The organism is Vibrio sp. YIC-376 (assembly GCF_052353105.1).
Lineage (GTDB): Bacteria > Pseudomonadota > Gammaproteobacteria > Enterobacterales > Vibrionaceae > Vibrio.
Map to the genome: position 1 here is coordinate 148,419 of NZ_JBBWFK010000009.1, position 14,624 is coordinate 163,042.

At 45.3% G+C, this 14,624-nt stretch carries 11 protein-coding genes; 6 read left to right on the top strand and 5 right to left on the bottom strand.

Features of this window, described 5'->3' with window-relative positions:
• Positions 1–18 precede the first annotated feature (18 nt).
• The 4 genes from WJM94_RS17525 (at position 19) to WJM94_RS17540 (ending at position 4,648) form a co-directional block, all read left to right on the top strand.
• Positions 19–1,188: an isovaleryl-CoA dehydrogenase gene (locus tag WJM94_RS17525; RefSeq protein WP_444495484.1), complete on the top strand. Its 1,170-nt coding sequence runs from the start codon at positions 19–21 to the stop codon at positions 1,186–1,188.
• 34 nt (positions 1,189–1,222) lie between these two features.
• On the top strand, positions 1,223–2,827 hold the full coding sequence (locus WJM94_RS17530; RefSeq protein WP_444495485.1) for a carboxyl transferase domain-containing protein: 1,605 nt from the start codon (positions 1,223–1,225) through the stop codon (positions 2,825–2,827).
• A gap of 76 nt (positions 2,828–2,903) precedes the next feature.
• Entirely contained in the window at positions 2,904–3,749 is an 846-nt protein-coding gene (locus WJM94_RS17535; RefSeq protein WP_444495486.1) for an enoyl-CoA hydratase-related protein, read from the top strand.
• Positions 3,746–4,648: a hydroxymethylglutaryl-CoA lyase gene (locus WJM94_RS17540; RefSeq protein WP_444495487.1), complete on the top strand. Its 903-nt coding sequence runs from the start codon at positions 3,746–3,748 to the stop codon at positions 4,646–4,648. The genes WJM94_RS17535 and WJM94_RS17540 overlap by 4 nt, the downstream gene beginning before the upstream one ends.
• Before the next feature lie 34 nt (positions 4,649–4,682).
• Here WJM94_RS17540 and WJM94_RS17545 read toward each other — a convergent pair whose 3' ends face one another.
• From WJM94_RS17545 to WJM94_RS17555, 3 genes are all read right to left on the bottom strand, one after another.
• The gene (locus tag WJM94_RS17545; RefSeq protein WP_444495488.1) at positions 4,683–5,234 is read right to left on the bottom strand and encodes a DUF2301 domain-containing membrane protein; all 552 of its coding nucleotides are present in this window, start codon (positions 5,232–5,234) and stop codon (positions 4,683–4,685) included.
• 35 nt (positions 5,235–5,269) lie between these two features.
• Positions 5,270–6,148 carry a DMT family transporter gene (locus WJM94_RS17550; RefSeq protein ID WP_444495489.1) on the bottom strand — a complete coding sequence of 293 codons (879 nt, stop codon included), beginning with the start codon at positions 6,146–6,148 and terminating at the stop codon, positions 5,270–5,272.
• Positions 6,149–6,513: 365 nt separating this feature from the next.
• A complete protein-coding gene (locus WJM94_RS17555) occupies positions 6,514–7,707 on the bottom strand; it encodes an acetate/propionate family kinase (protein WP_444495490.1) in 1,194 nt (397 codons plus the stop codon).
• 377 nt (positions 7,708–8,084) lie between these two features.
• Here WJM94_RS17555 and WJM94_RS17560 point away from each other — a divergent pair, with 377 nt between their 5' ends.
• Positions 8,085–9,623 carry a putative bifunctional diguanylate cyclase/phosphodiesterase gene (locus WJM94_RS17560; RefSeq protein WP_444495491.1) on the top strand — a complete coding sequence of 513 codons (1,539 nt, stop codon included), beginning with the start codon at positions 8,085–8,087 and terminating at the stop codon, positions 9,621–9,623.
• Positions 9,624–9,726: 103 nt separating this feature from the next.
• Here WJM94_RS17560 and WJM94_RS17565 read toward each other — a convergent pair whose 3' ends face one another.
• Entirely contained in the window at positions 9,727–11,679 is a 1,953-nt protein-coding gene (locus WJM94_RS17565; protein WP_444495492.1) for a DEAD/DEAH box helicase, read from the bottom strand.
• Positions 11,680–12,105: 426 nt separating this feature from the next.
• Between WJM94_RS17565 and rnb the strand changes: the two genes are divergently transcribed.
• Positions 12,106–14,109, top strand: a complete 2,004-nt coding sequence (rnb, locus tag WJM94_RS17570) for an exoribonuclease II (RefSeq protein WP_444495493.1) — start codon at positions 12,106–12,108, stop codon at positions 14,107–14,109.
• A gap of 73 nt (positions 14,110–14,182) precedes the next feature.
• Here the strand turns inward: rnb and WJM94_RS17575 are convergent, their stop codons facing one another.
• Positions 14,183–14,536: a DUF3024 domain-containing protein gene (locus WJM94_RS17575; protein WP_444495494.1), complete on the bottom strand. Its 354-nt coding sequence runs from the start codon at positions 14,534–14,536 to the stop codon at positions 14,183–14,185.
• Positions 14,537–14,624 lie beyond the last annotated feature (88 nt).

Here is a 14,624-nt window from a genome sequence, read left to right on the forward strand (position 1 = left end):
TGTTACAGGGGAAATGTTATGAAATCCGCTTACACCCCACTTAATTTTGGCCTCGGAGAAACCATTGACATGCTCCGGGACCATGTCAATGCCTTTGCTACGGAGCATATCGCGCCGATTGCTGCACATATCGATCATAACAATCAGTTTCCCGACTATTTGTGGCCGCTGTTTGGCGAGATGGGGTTACTGGGTGTCACGGTAGACGAACACTACGGTGGTGCTGGAATGGGTTATCTCGCTCATGTCATCGCCATGGAGGAAGTCAGTCGCGCTTCCGCCTCTGTAGGGCTTAGCTACGGTGCCCATTCCAACCTTTGTGTTAATCAAATCTTTCGAAATGGTACGCAAGCACAACGGGAAAAGTATCTACCTAACTTAATTAATGGCTCTTATATCGGTGCACTGGCGATGAGCGAACCGAACGCCGGTTCTGATGTCGTCAGTATGCAGCTTAAGGCAGAAAACAGAGGTGACCATTTTGAGTTAAACGGCAATAAAATGTGGGTCACCAATGGACCTGATGCCGATATATTGGTGGTTTACGCGAAAACCGATCCAAGCGCGGGTTCGCGAGGGATTACCGCATTTATTATTGAGCGAGGATTTGAAGGTTTTAGTGATGCGCAGAAGCTCGATAAATTGGGTATGCGCGGCTCCAACACTTGTGAGCTAGTTTTTAAGAATTGTGTCGTGCCCAAAGCCAATATCCTCGGTGAAATAAACCGAGGTGTGGAAGTCTTAATGAGTGGTCTTGACTATGAACGAGTGATTCTCGCTGGCGGCCCTTTGGGGATAATGCAGGCTTGTATGGATATTGTGGTGCCTTACGTTCACGAGCGTAAACAGTTTGGCAAGTCGATTGGTGAGTTTCAGTTAGTTCAAGGCAAACTTGCCGATATGTATTCACGAATGAATGCGGCGAAAGCCTATGTCTACACGGTCGCATCTGCCTGTGACCGTGGTGAATGCACACGTAAAGATGCGGCAGGCGTCATCCTATACAGCGCGGAGCTTGCCACACAAATGTCGCTGGACGCCATACAACTTCTGGGAGGTAATGGTTACGTCAATGAGTACGCAACCGGGCGGCTACTGCGCGATGCCAAGCTGTATGAAATTGGTGCGGGAACCTCTGAAATTCGTCGCATGTTAATAGGGCGGGAATTGTTCGAGGAATCACGCTAGTCACGAGATCACTCGCCCTGAAAAGGAAGTCTCTATGGCCATCATCAAAAGCAAGACCAAGCCAACTGACGAGCTGTTTCTTTCTAACAAAGCGGCAATGGAAAAATTGGTGAATAAGCTCCGCACCGACATTGAAGGCATCAAACAAGGCGGCGGTGAGAAAGCCATTTTGCATCAACAAAGCAAAGGAAAGCTGCCTGTTCGCGAACGTATAACGAAATTACTCGACGATGAAAGTGACTTTCTTGAAATCAGCCAATTTGCTGCATGGGAAGTGTATGAAGAATCCATACCCTGTGCAGGCGTAGTAGCAGGTATTGGTACGATTAAAGGCGTTCAGTGCATGGTCATCGCCAATGATCCTTCGGTTAAAGGCGGCACTTACTACCCTCTTACCGTAAAGAAACATCTGCGAGCGCAGGAGATCGCTCAACGCTGTCGATTGCCCTGCGTCTATCTGGTCGATTCAGGCGGTGCAAACCTCCCGCATCAGGCCGAGGTGTTCCCCGATAAAGATCATTTTGGGCGTATCTTCTTCAATCAAGCCAGAATGTCAGCTAAAGGCATTCCCCAAATTGCCGTTGTCATGGGGCTTTGTACCGCAGGAGGTGCATATGTACCGGCGATGGCTGATGTCTCCATTATGGTTAAAGAACAGGGCACGATATTTCTCGCCGGGCCACCGTTAGTAAAAGCAGCGACAGGCGAAATTGTGACTGGTGAAGAGCTTGGTGGTGCTGATGTCCATTGCAGAAAATCAGGAGTCTCTGATTATTATGCAGAAAATGATGATCACGCTCTGATGCTAGCGCGCGAGGCCATTGCCAACGCCAATCAACCCAAACTCAGCAAATCCGAACACACCAATCTACCTCCACGTTACAACGCTGAAGAAATGTACGGTATCGTCAACGCTAACCTTCGATTGTCGTTTGATATACGAGAAATCATTGCGCGCATCGTTGATGATTCGGACTTTGATGAATTCAAAGCGCTGTATGGCAGAACACTCGTTTGCGGCTTTGCCCGTATCCACGGTCATTTAATTGGTATTGTTGCTAACAACGGTATTCTTTTTTCTGACTCTTCACAAAAAGGAGCACACTTTATTGAACTGTGTGCCAAACGCAAAACTCCCCTGCTGTTTCTACAAAATATCACTGGTTTTATGGTCGGTAAGAAAGTTGAGGAAGAAGGCATTGCTAAACACGGTGCGAAGCTCGTCATGGCAGTTGCGTGTGCTGAAGTACCCAAGTTTACCGTCATCATTGGCGGTTCATACGGTGCCGGAAACTACGGAATGTGCGGTCGAGCTTATGATCCGACCATGATTTGGATGTGGCCAAACGCGCGAATTTCGGTAATGGGTGGGGAGCAAGCGGCGGGCGTCTTGACGCAAATTCGTAAAGACATAAAAGAACGTCAGGGAGAAAGCTGGTCAGAACAAGAAGAACACACATTTCGAAAATCGATCATAGACTTGTATGAGACTCAGGGACATCCGTACTACGCCAGCGCAAGATTATGGGATGACGGCATCATCGATCCTAAGGACACTCGCCAGGTATTGGCTCAGGCGCTCAATGCTGTACTTAATGCGCCCATTCATGACAGTGAGTTTGGCGTATTTAGAATGTAAAAAGTAGGATGTAAAGAAGCAGAATGTAAACAAAGCTGATTGTTACTAAAGCTAATTTTTAATAAAGGAAAGCATCATGCAGGAAATACCACCGAGCATTATTCCCAATGCCAAAAGGCAAGATGAAGTGCTTTGGCACGTCAATGACTATGGTGTGGCTACTATTACCATCAATAGACCCAAGAAGCACAATGCGTTTGATGCCTGCATGATCGACCTGCTCATACATCGGCTTGACTATCTGGCACTAAGAAACGATGTTCGTTGCCTGATTTTGCGCAGTAATGGCGAGCATTTTTCTTCTGGTGCCGACTTAAACTGGATGAAATCCATGGCCAATAGTACTCGCAAAGAGAATCTTGTTGATGCGCAAAATCTAGCGCGTTTGATGGAAACTCTCGATGCTTTCCCTCAACCAACGATTGCTGTTGTTCATGGTTCAGCGTTTGGCGGTGCCTTAGGGTTAATTTGCTGCAGCGATATTGCCATAGCGAGCAAGAGCGCTAATTTTTGTTTAAGTGAAGTAAAACTTGGATTGGTTCCGGCGACGATTGCCCCCTATGTCATGCGATCAATGGGAAATCGCCAAGCTAGGCGTTACATATTAAGTGGCGAAGTTATTTCCGCCGATGATGCGCAGCGCTTTGGTATCGTACATGAAGTCAAAGACGCCAGTGAAATTGAAGATACCCTTAATCAGTTGATTGACTCTCTGCTTCTGAATAGCCCTGATGCCATGCGCAAGGCTAAAATTCTGTGTCACCAGTGCCACCATAATCCGATTGATTCAAATCTCATTCAGTACACCAGCAGAGTCATTGCCGATATCCGTGTTTCACCTCAAGGGCAAGATGGTTTACAGGCATTTCTCGAAAAACGTCCCCCGAGTTGGGTACATAGCGCTGAACAGGAGGACAAATGAAACTGCCTTCGAAGGTGAATATTGTTGAAGTGGGTGCGCGAGACGGATTACAAAACGAGTTACCGGTCTCGACACACACCAAAATCAGACTGATCAACTTGTTGTCGGATACCGGGTTAACTCATATTGAAGCTGGTTCTTTTGTTTCACCTAAATGGGTACCCCAGATGGCCGATTCAAAAGAGGTGATGCAGGCAATCACCCGACGAAGCAATGTCATCTACTCAGCGCTTACCCCTAATTTACGTGGCTTTGAACAGGCTATGGAGTCTGGAGCAAATCAAGTGGCTATTTTCACTTCTGCTTCTGAAGGGTTCTGTCAGCACAACATTAATTGCTCAATATCAGAAAGCCTGACTCGATTCGAGCCAGTGATCGCTCAAGCAACGAAACATGGAATCCCTGTACGAGGTTATTTGTCGTGCGTTATCGACTGTCCTTATGATGGTTTTACCAAGCCCGAAGAAGTAGCGAATATAACCACAAGTCTCATCAATATGGGCTGTTACGAGGTATCGCTCGGTGACACCATCGGCACTGGCACTCCAAATCGTGTCAGAGAACTGCTGGAAGCCGTCATGACTAACGTATCAAGCCAACAATTAGCCGTTCACTTCCATGATACCTGGGGACAAGCTCTAGCCAATATTTATCAGGCCTTAACGATGGGCATTAATACCATTGACAGCAGTGTAGCCGGACTTGGCGGGTGCCCTTATGCTCACGGTGCTTCAGGCAACGTAGCCACCGAAGACGTCCTTTACCTTTGTCAGGGCTTGGGTATAGAAACTGGAGTAGATTTGGAGCTGTTAGCGAAAGCAGGCTGGATGATCAGCGAAGAGTTGCACCGCCAACCGACATCTAAAGTGTCACTGGCATTGCGTCATCGCTATGAGTAATAAATAGTCCGCCATTTCAGACACCGATCTCAAGCTAGACTTCGTATTTGGCTTTAATGCCGATGTCAAAATGCAGCGGCATTCTCCACTTAGCGATCGATAAATACCCCATGATCAAACCGGCTAACAACATCGCGATAGCGGCGAGAGTCAACAACTCGAAACAGAGCGCGAAGGTAGAAGCTGCAAGAAGTATCGGGACAACTTTTAAACCTGGAACCTTGAAACAATAAGACTCTTTAAGCGCTATGCCGGAGAACGTTACAAAGACAAACCCAAGCGATAACCAAGCTCGGCTTAAATCAAAATCACTCAGCATAATCAGTAAACCAACCCAACTCGACCAGCTGATCGCTAACCTAACTGACTTGCTATAGATATGAATATTAGCGGCCGAAAAAGCCGCCGATATGCCAATCATGACCAGTACAATGTGGTAGTGCTCATCAAGTCCACTAAACCATCCGAACGACAACACGGAAAAGCCAATTAGCGACAACGCAAAAAGGCTGATACCTGTGCGATACAAACAAACACTCAGCTTATCTAAAATATCCAATGTTTCTTCATAATCGGTATCTGCCATAAGGATTTACCTACCTTGATTTAGCTCAGTCGTCATTAAATACGCTTTGGAAAGCGGAACCTGCCACCAGTGCGATAAATAACAAGCGAAAGTAAAATAAGTAAACAGCCGATGAATTTGTTGGTGGTCAGCACTTCGCCATACCAAAGAATACTCAGCACAACCGTCCATACCGGCTCTAAAATCATAATCAGCGCGGCATTGCCTGCTTGTACAAACTTCTGCCCCATTGTTTGCATCACATAGCGCAGACTGGTTGCCAGCAAGGTGCTTAACGCGAACCACCACCAAATCGAGGTATCCACTTCGCTTGGAAAAGTTTCCACAAAATAAGAGACAATCAGCCCGAGACATCCTGCCCAAAACAGTTGGATACAAGTGAGCAATAACACCGGCAACTTTTGCGAGTACTTGCTGTTTACATTAAAGTGTAGCGCCAGAAGAAGAGCCGCGATAAGAAACCACAACTGGCTCGCAGATTGTTTCCAGCCATCCGCAAGGGAAAGACACGCCAGACCGATAACCGCAATTGGCAGTGATAACCAAAAGATACGCTGCGGCTTTTGGCGAAACATAACCCAAGCAACAATAGGGACAAAAAGCATCGACAGGCTCATGATAAATGCGCCCTCGCCTAAGGTGTCACTGATTGAGATCGCATAAATCCAAGTCATGACCGCACCGCCAAGCAGTAAACCAACAACACTGGCGGAGAACACATCTCGCAATTTCGCTGAAAAAAGTGGTCGGTAGCACAAGGGTAACAAACAGAGAGACGCGATGGTGAATCGCGAACCGATAAAACCGAACGGAGGAAGCCCCTGTATGGTTTCTTTTGAAAATATCCAGCCAAGTGCTGCGATCATTGTCGTGACAACAAGAATGATCGTCGCTTTGCGTTCTGAGTTGTGCATAATTACTCACAAAAATATCCGATGAGATGATCATCAGACGGGCGTTTAGTATCGAAAAAAGTGTATGGAAGATTTTGTGTTCAAATCGCAAATGCTGACAAGAAATGAATGGTGAAAGGAAAACGTTAACATTTGCGAAACGAAAGTATTATACATGGACAAGAGTTTTTCAGAAGAGTTATACCCAAATAACTTCGAGATGTTTGGTTGAGAAAGAAAGACTTGGTTCGGAGACATGGCTCGCACCATCGTGAATACCATTGCCAACCAAGCAAATTCGATAACGTCCATAGAGCGATTAAGAATAAAAAAACCCTTTCCACTAAAAGGAAAGGGCTTTGAATTAGTTCCCAAAATTTGCCGCTTTACAGCAGTTCTACCGATTGTTGAGCGATAACCCACTCTTCATTAGTAGGAATTACAAGTACTTTCGTACCAAGTAGCTCTGATTTGCCAATCTCCCCAGAGTTGCCAAATCTTGCAGCTTCGTTGCCTTTTACATCTTCAACAAAGCCGAGCAGATTCAGATTCTTCAGCACTTCACGGCGAATATCCAAAGAGTTTTCACCGATACCGCCAGTAAAGATAATCGCATCTAAGTGGTCTAAAGGAATAAGGTAAGAACCAATGTATTTTGCAACGCGGTAAGTAAATACCTCAAACGCTAATTTAGCGCCTTCATGGCCCTCTTCCATTGCTTGTAGAATACCGCGAGCATCAGATGTCACCCCAGATACACCCAAGAAACCAGATTTCTTATTCAGCGTTTCGAATACTTGCTCTTGAGTCCAACCTTTTTTCATCAGGAACTCGATAATACCTGGGTCAAGGTCACCAGAGCGAGTGCCCATCATTAAGCCCGCCAGCGGTGTGAAGCCCATTGATGTATCTACCGATTTTCCATCTTTAATCGCACAAACCGATGCACCATTACCAAGATGAACCGTAATGAAGCTCGATTGTTCTACTGGCTTGTTGAGCATTTTTGCTGCTTCGCGGCTAACAAAGTAATGACTGGTACCGTGGAAACCGTAGCGGCGGATACCATATTCTTTGTACAGCTCATGTGAAATCGCACCTGTAAACGCTTTTTGAGGCATAGTTTGGTGGAAAGCAGTATCGAATACAGCAAACTGAGGTAGGCTCGGGAATGCTTCAATTGCAGCACGAATACCGATTGCACCTGCTGGGTTATGCAGTGGAGCCAGATCTGAAAGTTGTTCTATTTCATTAGTTACTTCGTCTGTAATACGAACGGTTTTCGTGAACTTCTCACCACCGTGCACAATACGGTGACCTACCGCCACGATGTCCTTAGCCAGGCCCAACTCTTCTGTTAAACCTACCAGTTTTCCGATAGCGATTTTATGATGGCTACCTTCACCTTCGATAGAAACTTCGTGTTTTTCGCCGTTGAATTTCCAGCTCATACGAGAGTCTGGAAGGCCAAAGCATTCACCCAGACCACTGAGCACTGCGTCACCTGAAGCCGAGTCAATGACCGCAAATTTTAGTGATGAGCTACCTGAGTTGATCACCAGTACAAACGAATTAGACATGAAATAGTTATCCTGTTGTGGAGCAGAGGTTGTAATTGCGCATCCGCGCTGCGTACTTGTACATCTTGTTTGTCTTTCTATTATTCAATAATTTTTGAATCTTTCAACTATCTTTTAATCTCGTTATTCTGATTGAGCAATTTTTATTGATCTAGGACAGTTTTTGATTTTATTTGATACTTAAAAAAATCAGGAAATAAGAAAAATCTGTGACTTCACTGACTTGTCTATTTTACAATCAATGAGCTAAGTTATTTATTAGATAAATAAAACTACAAATATATAAATAAATCATAAATAAATCGGTGGTTAACGTGCCCAAAATCGCGCTTTTACTCGTCAGTGTAGGCTTACTTTTGCTTTGCTTCGGTTGGCTAATGACAAAAAACATTCGCTCAAAAACAGATGTTGCTGGGTGGACTTGGTTATTGGTGTTAATAAGCTACTTCATCGTAGCCTATGCAGCGTTCCTGTACACCGTTGCGCAGAACCCAACAGTGTCAACGCTCGAAACTGGTATCGCTTTGCTCTTATTCGCTGGCAGCCTATTTGTCGTATTTGTCATAAAGTTCAGTAACGACTCCATCATAGAGTTACACACTCTTGCTAAACGAGAAAAACGCAATGCTTTTCATGATTCTCTGACAGGTCTACCTAACCGAAAATATTGCTTTGAAATGATTAACGAGCGCATTGAATCTGGTTTGCCTTTTTCCGTTATCCTTTTTGATGTGGTGAACTTCAAACAAGTTAACGATGCAATGGGACATTTTTGTGGTGACCAACTGCTGATTCAAATTGGAAAGAGACTGCAAGATACGCTCGAAGAAGGCGACAAAATATTCCGAGTAGGTGGTGATGAGTTCGTGATTCTTACTTCTTCCGCTACAGAGCAGTCAGGCATGAAACTCATAGAAAAATTGAATACGGCCTTGTCTGATCGCTTCCATCTCGATGAATTTCAGGTTTCTTCAGGTGTTGTCTTTGGCATAAGTACTTATCCCCAAGACGCAGAATCCAACGAGCTGTTGATCAAACATGCTGATGTCGCCATGTATCACGCTAAAAGTAACGGCTATCTTTCTGCATTTTATAACGACAGTATGAATGTCGGTGCCAAATACCAATTAGAAATTTCTTCACGTATACAATCTGCTCTTGAACAAGATGAATTTCGCCTGTTCTATCAGCCATTAATTGACGCTCGTACAAGTTTAGCGGTTGGCTTTGAAGCGGTGATTCGTTGGCGAGATAAGGAAGGTAACAACATATCTCCCAATGATTTTATCCCAATCGCCGAGCGTAGTAACCAGGTTAACAACATCACGATGTGGGTTCTCGGTCAGGTAGAAAAAGACCTGAAGACCTTCATAGATAAAGGCATTAAGCTGCCGATTCATGTCAACTTATCCGCAAAAGATTTGTCATCGAACTTGTTGCTTACTCGATTAGAAGTGTTATTGAGACAGAATCCAGAATTCTCCTCACTTCTCAGTCTGGAGATCACAGAAACAATGGCGATAGACAGGGTCAAAGAACTTAACCCGTTGATCAATGAAATTAAGGGGCTTGGCATAAAAATCAGTCTGGATGATTTCGGTACTGGCTACTCGTCTTTATCGTTGTTGAGAGACCTACCTGTTGATCAGATTAAAATCGACCGATCTTTTTTATCAACAGCGAATCGTACTGAGGGGTCCCGATCGATTGTTGAAAATACAATCGCACTTGCCCATGGGTTAGGTTATTCCGTGGTGGCAGAAGGTGTACAAGATATGGATACACTGCACTTCTTACGTAATCGTGGCTGTGACATTATCCAAGGTTACTTGTTTTGCCCTGCTCTTCCACTCAATGAAGTGATTAACTGGGTGACAGAACACGACGAAAAACAGACCCAATATCTCCGCGCTTAACATTCAATACATTAAAATTTTAATATAAAAAAGCCGAGCATTACGCTCGGCTTTTCCAAATCAGATTTTATCTTACCTAGATATGTCTAATATACAGGTTTGATTATGCTTCTGGTGTGCGACGAGCACGGCCGTGACCACGTTCACCACGGTAGTTACCACGGTGGTCACCACCACGGTTACGATCGAAGCGACGTTCAGCAGTACCTTCACGGTTACCTTCGCGGTTACAACGGAAACCACCTTCACGACGGCCACCTTCGCGACGAGCACCATCACGGTTACCATCGCGGTTACCGCCTTCACGGTTGCCACGGAAGCCACCTTCACGACGACCGCCATCACGACGAGGAGCACCACCATCACGGCGACCACCACGAGATTCGCGGAAATCATCGAAATCACAAACTACCGCACCAACATCTTGTTGACGAATGCGTAGTTTGCTTAGCTTGTTCGCAGCGTCAGAAGTCATTGCTTTTGGTAACTGTACGAATGTATGACCTTGAGCCAGTTTGATCGCACCGATAGAACCTTTGCCTAGACCAAGTTCGTTCGCCAGAGCACCAACGATGTCTTTAACTTGAACGCCTTGCTCACGACCAACTTGCAGCTGGTAAGTATCCCAATCTTGGTTACTAAAGCTACGAGAACTACCACTACCACCTTCACGACGATCGTCACGACGCTCTTTACGACGTTGCTTGTCACGCTCAATCGCTTCAACCATTGGGTCTTCGCCAATGTAGAACAGAGGACGCTTACCTTGTTGACGCTTAAGAAGCATTGCAGCAAGTGTTGCTGGGTCGATTTCAAGAGAAGTTTGTAGCTTCTCTACAAGCTCAGCAAACTTGTCTAGTGATTTGTGTTCTTTCTCAGCTTCTAGCTCAGCACCAAGTTGAGCCAAGCGAGCTTCTGCAACTTGGTCGCGCAGTGGAAGTTGGATCTCTTCCATAGAAGACTTAGTTACACGCTCGATAGTACGAAGCATGCGGATTTGGTTTGTACGAACCAACAGGATCGCTTTACCTTTACGTCCAGCACGACCTGTACGACCGATGCGGTGGATGTATGACTCAACATCGAATGGGATGTCGTAGTTAAATACGTGAGTAATACGTGGAACGTCAAGACCACGTGCAACAACGTCCGTTGCTACTAGGATGTCGATAACACCTTGTTTGATGTGATCTACAGTACGCTCACGTAGAGACTGAGGGATGTCACCGTGCAATGCAGCTGCTTTGAAGCCGCGTGCAGACAACCAGTCAGCCAGACGCTCAGTGTCTTGACGAGTACGTACAAAGACAATAGATGCATCTGTTTCTTCAGTTTCAAGAAGACGAGACATCGCTTCATCTTTCTCTACGCCCTTCACCACCCAGAACTGCTGTTGAACTTTGTCTACAGTATGGTTCTTACCGGCAACGTCAACCATTACAGGTTCACGAAGGAAGCGCTCAACGATGTTTTTCAACATTGGGGGCATAGTCGCAGAGAACAGAACGCGTTGTGCTGAGTCAGGAGCGTGCTCCATGATTGCAGTTACGTCGTCCACGAAACCCATGTTCAGCATTTCGTCCGCTTCATCAAGTACGAAAGTATTCACTTCGTCCAGGTGTAGACGTTCACGGTTGATAAGGTCTTGAACACGGCCAGGCGTACCAACAATAACATGCGCGCCATTCTTAAGTGCACGCATTTGATCTACGATAGAAGCACCACCGTAGATTTCTAGAACTTTCAAACCATTGATGTTTTTACCAAGGTTCTTCATTTCAGCGGCAACCTGAATCGCTAGCTCACGCGTTGGTGCAAGTACGATTGCTTGTGGTTTACGTTGATCAAGATCTAGTTTGTTTAGAAGAGGCAGAGAGAATGCTGCCGTTTTACCTGTACCCGTCTGTGCTTTACCCAGCGCGTCAACACCTTCCAACAGGTGTGGGATTGCCGCAGCCTGAATTGGAGTTGGTGACACGAAACCCATTCCGTCTAGAGCAGAAAGGATAGAATCATTCAGCGATAAATCACTGAATTGAATAACAGAATCTTGCATTGGGATCCTACTTAATTAAACAAAAAAACAGTCCCATATGCTCTTCCAATTCGATACTGATTCATCCAGTTACTAAATCCATTCAGATAGGAATTAGCACAGTACACAACCGCGATAAGCCATTAGGGACGACTAAGGGAGGCGGATTATTCCTTAAATGCATAAAAAAAGCCAGAAAAAATTGAAATACATCACAATTTATTCTCTACCGCGGCACTTCCTGCATATTTTACCGCCAACCCACCATTCTCCTTAGAGAGACGCACTTTGAAAATTGGCCATTTCATCACCAAATCAAAGTAAGTTTACTCACTTTTTATGCCTATTAACTTAGGCTAAATTAACAGTGAAATTGCGCTCTACAGGTAGTAATAATAGCTCGCAATGATTATAGTGTGCCCAACTCCATCGGTAAGTTAAGTAAAGATGTTTCAAGATAACCCGCTATTAGCCCAACTTAAGCAGCAAATCCAAGAAAACCTGCCAAAAAAAGAAGGTTCGATCAAAGCAACTGATAAAGGCTTTGGTTTCCTTGAAGTGGACAATAAAACCAGCTTCTTCATTCCGCCTGCGTACATGAAAAAGTGCATGCATGGTGACAAAGTCGTCGCCATTATTCGTACAGAAAACGAACGCGAAGTCGCAGAACCACAGGAACTGTTAGAGCAGTCTCTTACTCGCTTTATTGGCCGAGTAAAAATGTTCAAAGGGAAGCTGAATGTCGTTCCTGACCACCCTCAGCTTAAAAAACTGTCGTTGAAAGCGAAACTGAAGAAAGGCCAAAAGCCAGATAACTTCAATGAAGGTGACTGGGTTGTAGCCCATCTTATTCGTCACCCTCTAAACGGGGATAACACCTTCTTTGTCGAAATCTCAGAAAAAATCACTGATGCTGACGACAAAATCGCACCTTGGTGGGTAACGTTGGCACAAAACGATCTGCCAAACTCAGAGCCAGCAGGTATCGAGAACTGGGAATTAAAAGACGACGCAGACCTAGAGCGCGTCGATATGACTCATGTACCTTTCGTGACAATCGATGGTGAATCCACCAAAGATATGGACGATGCGTTGTACGCTAAGAAGACAGAATCTGGCGATTTTGAGCTAACTATCGCGATTGCTGATCCAACGGCTTATATCACGCCTGAAGACCAAATGGACAAAGTTGCACGTGAACGTGGCTATACGATTTATCTGCCAGGTCGTAACATTCCTATGCTACCTCGCGATCTCGCTGATGATTTATGTTCATTGATCGAAGGTGAAATCCGCCCTGCTCTTTGCTGCACCGTAACTGTGAGCAAAGACGGTGTGATTGGAGACGACATTAAATTCTTCGCCGCTAACATCAAATCTCACGCGCGTCTAGCTTATGACCACGTCTCTGACTGGCTGGAAATCGGTGGTTCAGACGTGTGGCAACCATCAGAAGAAATCTCTGCTATCGTACGTGATCTGTACGACTTCTCTCTTGCTCGCGCTGACTGGCGTGAAAAGAATGCCGTAGTATTCCCAGATCGTCCTGATTACCGCTTCGAACTAAGTGAAGACAATGACGTTATTGCGATCCATGCAGATATGCGTCGCAGCGCAAACCGTCTTGTAGAAGAGTCAATGATCACAGCGAATATCTGTGCAGGCCGGACTCTGCGTGAGAAATTCGAAACTGGTGTGTTCAATACTCACTCAGGTCTTAAAGCAGAGAAGATTGAAGAAGTAGTTCAATTAGTGGATCCCGAAAATCAATTGGGGTTCACCGCAGACACAATCTCGACTTTGGAAGGTTTTGCAGCATTGCGTCGTTGGTTATCTACTCAAGAAACCCCTTATCTTGATAACCGCATTCGCAAGCTCCAAGCCTATAGTGAAGTTGGTAACCAGCCACTTCCTCACTATGCAATGGGCTTAGATATCTACGCGACGTGGACTTCCCCAATTCGTAAATACGGTGACATGATAAACCACCGTATGCTGAAAGCCGTTATTCTGGACAAAGAGCCGGTTCAAAAACCTGATGATCAGGTTGGCGAGGAACTGGCATTGCACCGTAAGCACCACAAAATTGCGGAGCGTAATGTTTCTGACTGGCTATACGCACGTACTCTTGCGGAAGAGCCAGGTAAGCAAACTCGCTACATAGGTGAGATTTTCGATATCAATCGCGCAGGCGCGCGCGTACGCCTCCTTGAAAACGGTGCAGCAGCATTTATTCCTGGCGCGCTGATTATTGAAAACAAAGAGCGCATTGAGTGCAACGGTGACAACGGTACTATCTCTATCGACAAAGAGGTAGTGTTCAAGCTTGGGGATACACTGGAACTCGTTCTGGCTGATGTGAACCAAGAAAACCGCAGTTTAGTTGCCAAACCAACTCAGGTGTTCGCTGAACAACCAGCAGAAAAAGAACAACAAGCTGTTAGTGAATAACACTTAAAGGAAGCCAAAAGGCGCTCTAAGAGCGCCTTTTTTATATCTTATTTACAAGGAGATACCTGTATCCTTAATCCCAGAAGCAAGCCTTAGGATCGGTTGCAAGCTCACCCAACAGTACTTCTAGAGACTCGCTATATGGCAAGGTTTCGTACGGTACCCACTTCAAATCCCCCGTACGATAGCTCGGTATATAGAAGCGCCACAATTGCGTTTTATCATCAAACAAAATCTTCGCGACCGGAGACGTATATTCACTGTGCTGAGAATCTAATAGAAAATGAGCTCGATAAAGCTCTACCCCATTTTCTATTGGTTCATAAAGACACTTACCCAGCTCTACAGGCAAATTAGCGTTACGTTCAGAGCATAGCGAGTGAACTAACTTGTATAAACGACTGGTCGCTATTTGAGACACAGACATGAACGTTCTCCTGACAGGTAGTTCTTAGTATACACCCTTGTACCATTAAAAGCGGGGGTGGTTGTTCGAGCGTTTCTCGTCCTATGAG

What these genes read in the sequence shown, in the direction of transcription:
- WJM94_RS17525 (WP_444495484.1), top strand. Translation starts at nt 19, where the DNA reads ATGAAATCCGCTTACACCCCACTTAATTTTGGCCTCGGAGAAACCATT.
- WJM94_RS17530 (WP_444495485.1), top strand. Translation starts at nt 1,223, where the DNA reads ATGGCCATCATCAAAAGCAAGACCAAGCCAACTGACGAGCTGTTTCTT.
- WJM94_RS17535 (WP_444495486.1), top strand. Translation starts at nt 2,904, where the DNA reads ATGCAGGAAATACCACCGAGCATTATTCCCAATGCCAAAAGGCAAGAT.
- WJM94_RS17540 (WP_444495487.1), top strand. Translation starts at nt 3,746, where the DNA reads ATGAAACTGCCTTCGAAGGTGAATATTGTTGAAGTGGGTGCGCGAGAC.
- WJM94_RS17545 (WP_444495488.1), bottom strand. Translation starts at nt 5,234, where the DNA reads ATGGCAGATACCGATTATGAAGAAACATTGGATATTTTAGATAAGCTG.
- WJM94_RS17550 (WP_444495489.1), bottom strand. Translation starts at nt 6,148, where the DNA reads ATGCACAACTCAGAACGCAAAGCGACGATCATTCTTGTTGTCACGACA.
- WJM94_RS17555 (WP_444495490.1), bottom strand. Translation starts at nt 7,707, where the DNA reads ATGTCTAATTCGTTTGTACTGGTGATCAACTCAGGTAGCTCATCACTA.
- WJM94_RS17560 (WP_444495491.1), top strand. Translation starts at nt 8,085, where the DNA reads ATGACAAAAAACATTCGCTCAAAAACAGATGTTGCTGGGTGGACTTGG.
- WJM94_RS17565 (WP_444495492.1), bottom strand. Translation starts at nt 11,679, where the DNA reads ATGCAAGATTCTGTTATTCAATTCAGTGATTTATCGCTGAATGATTCT.
- rnb (WP_444495493.1), top strand. Translation starts at nt 12,106, where the DNA reads ATGTTTCAAGATAACCCGCTATTAGCCCAACTTAAGCAGCAAATCCAA.
- WJM94_RS17575 (WP_444495494.1), bottom strand. Translation starts at nt 14,536, where the DNA reads ATGTCTGTGTCTCAAATAGCGACCAGTCGTTTATACAAGTTAGTTCAC.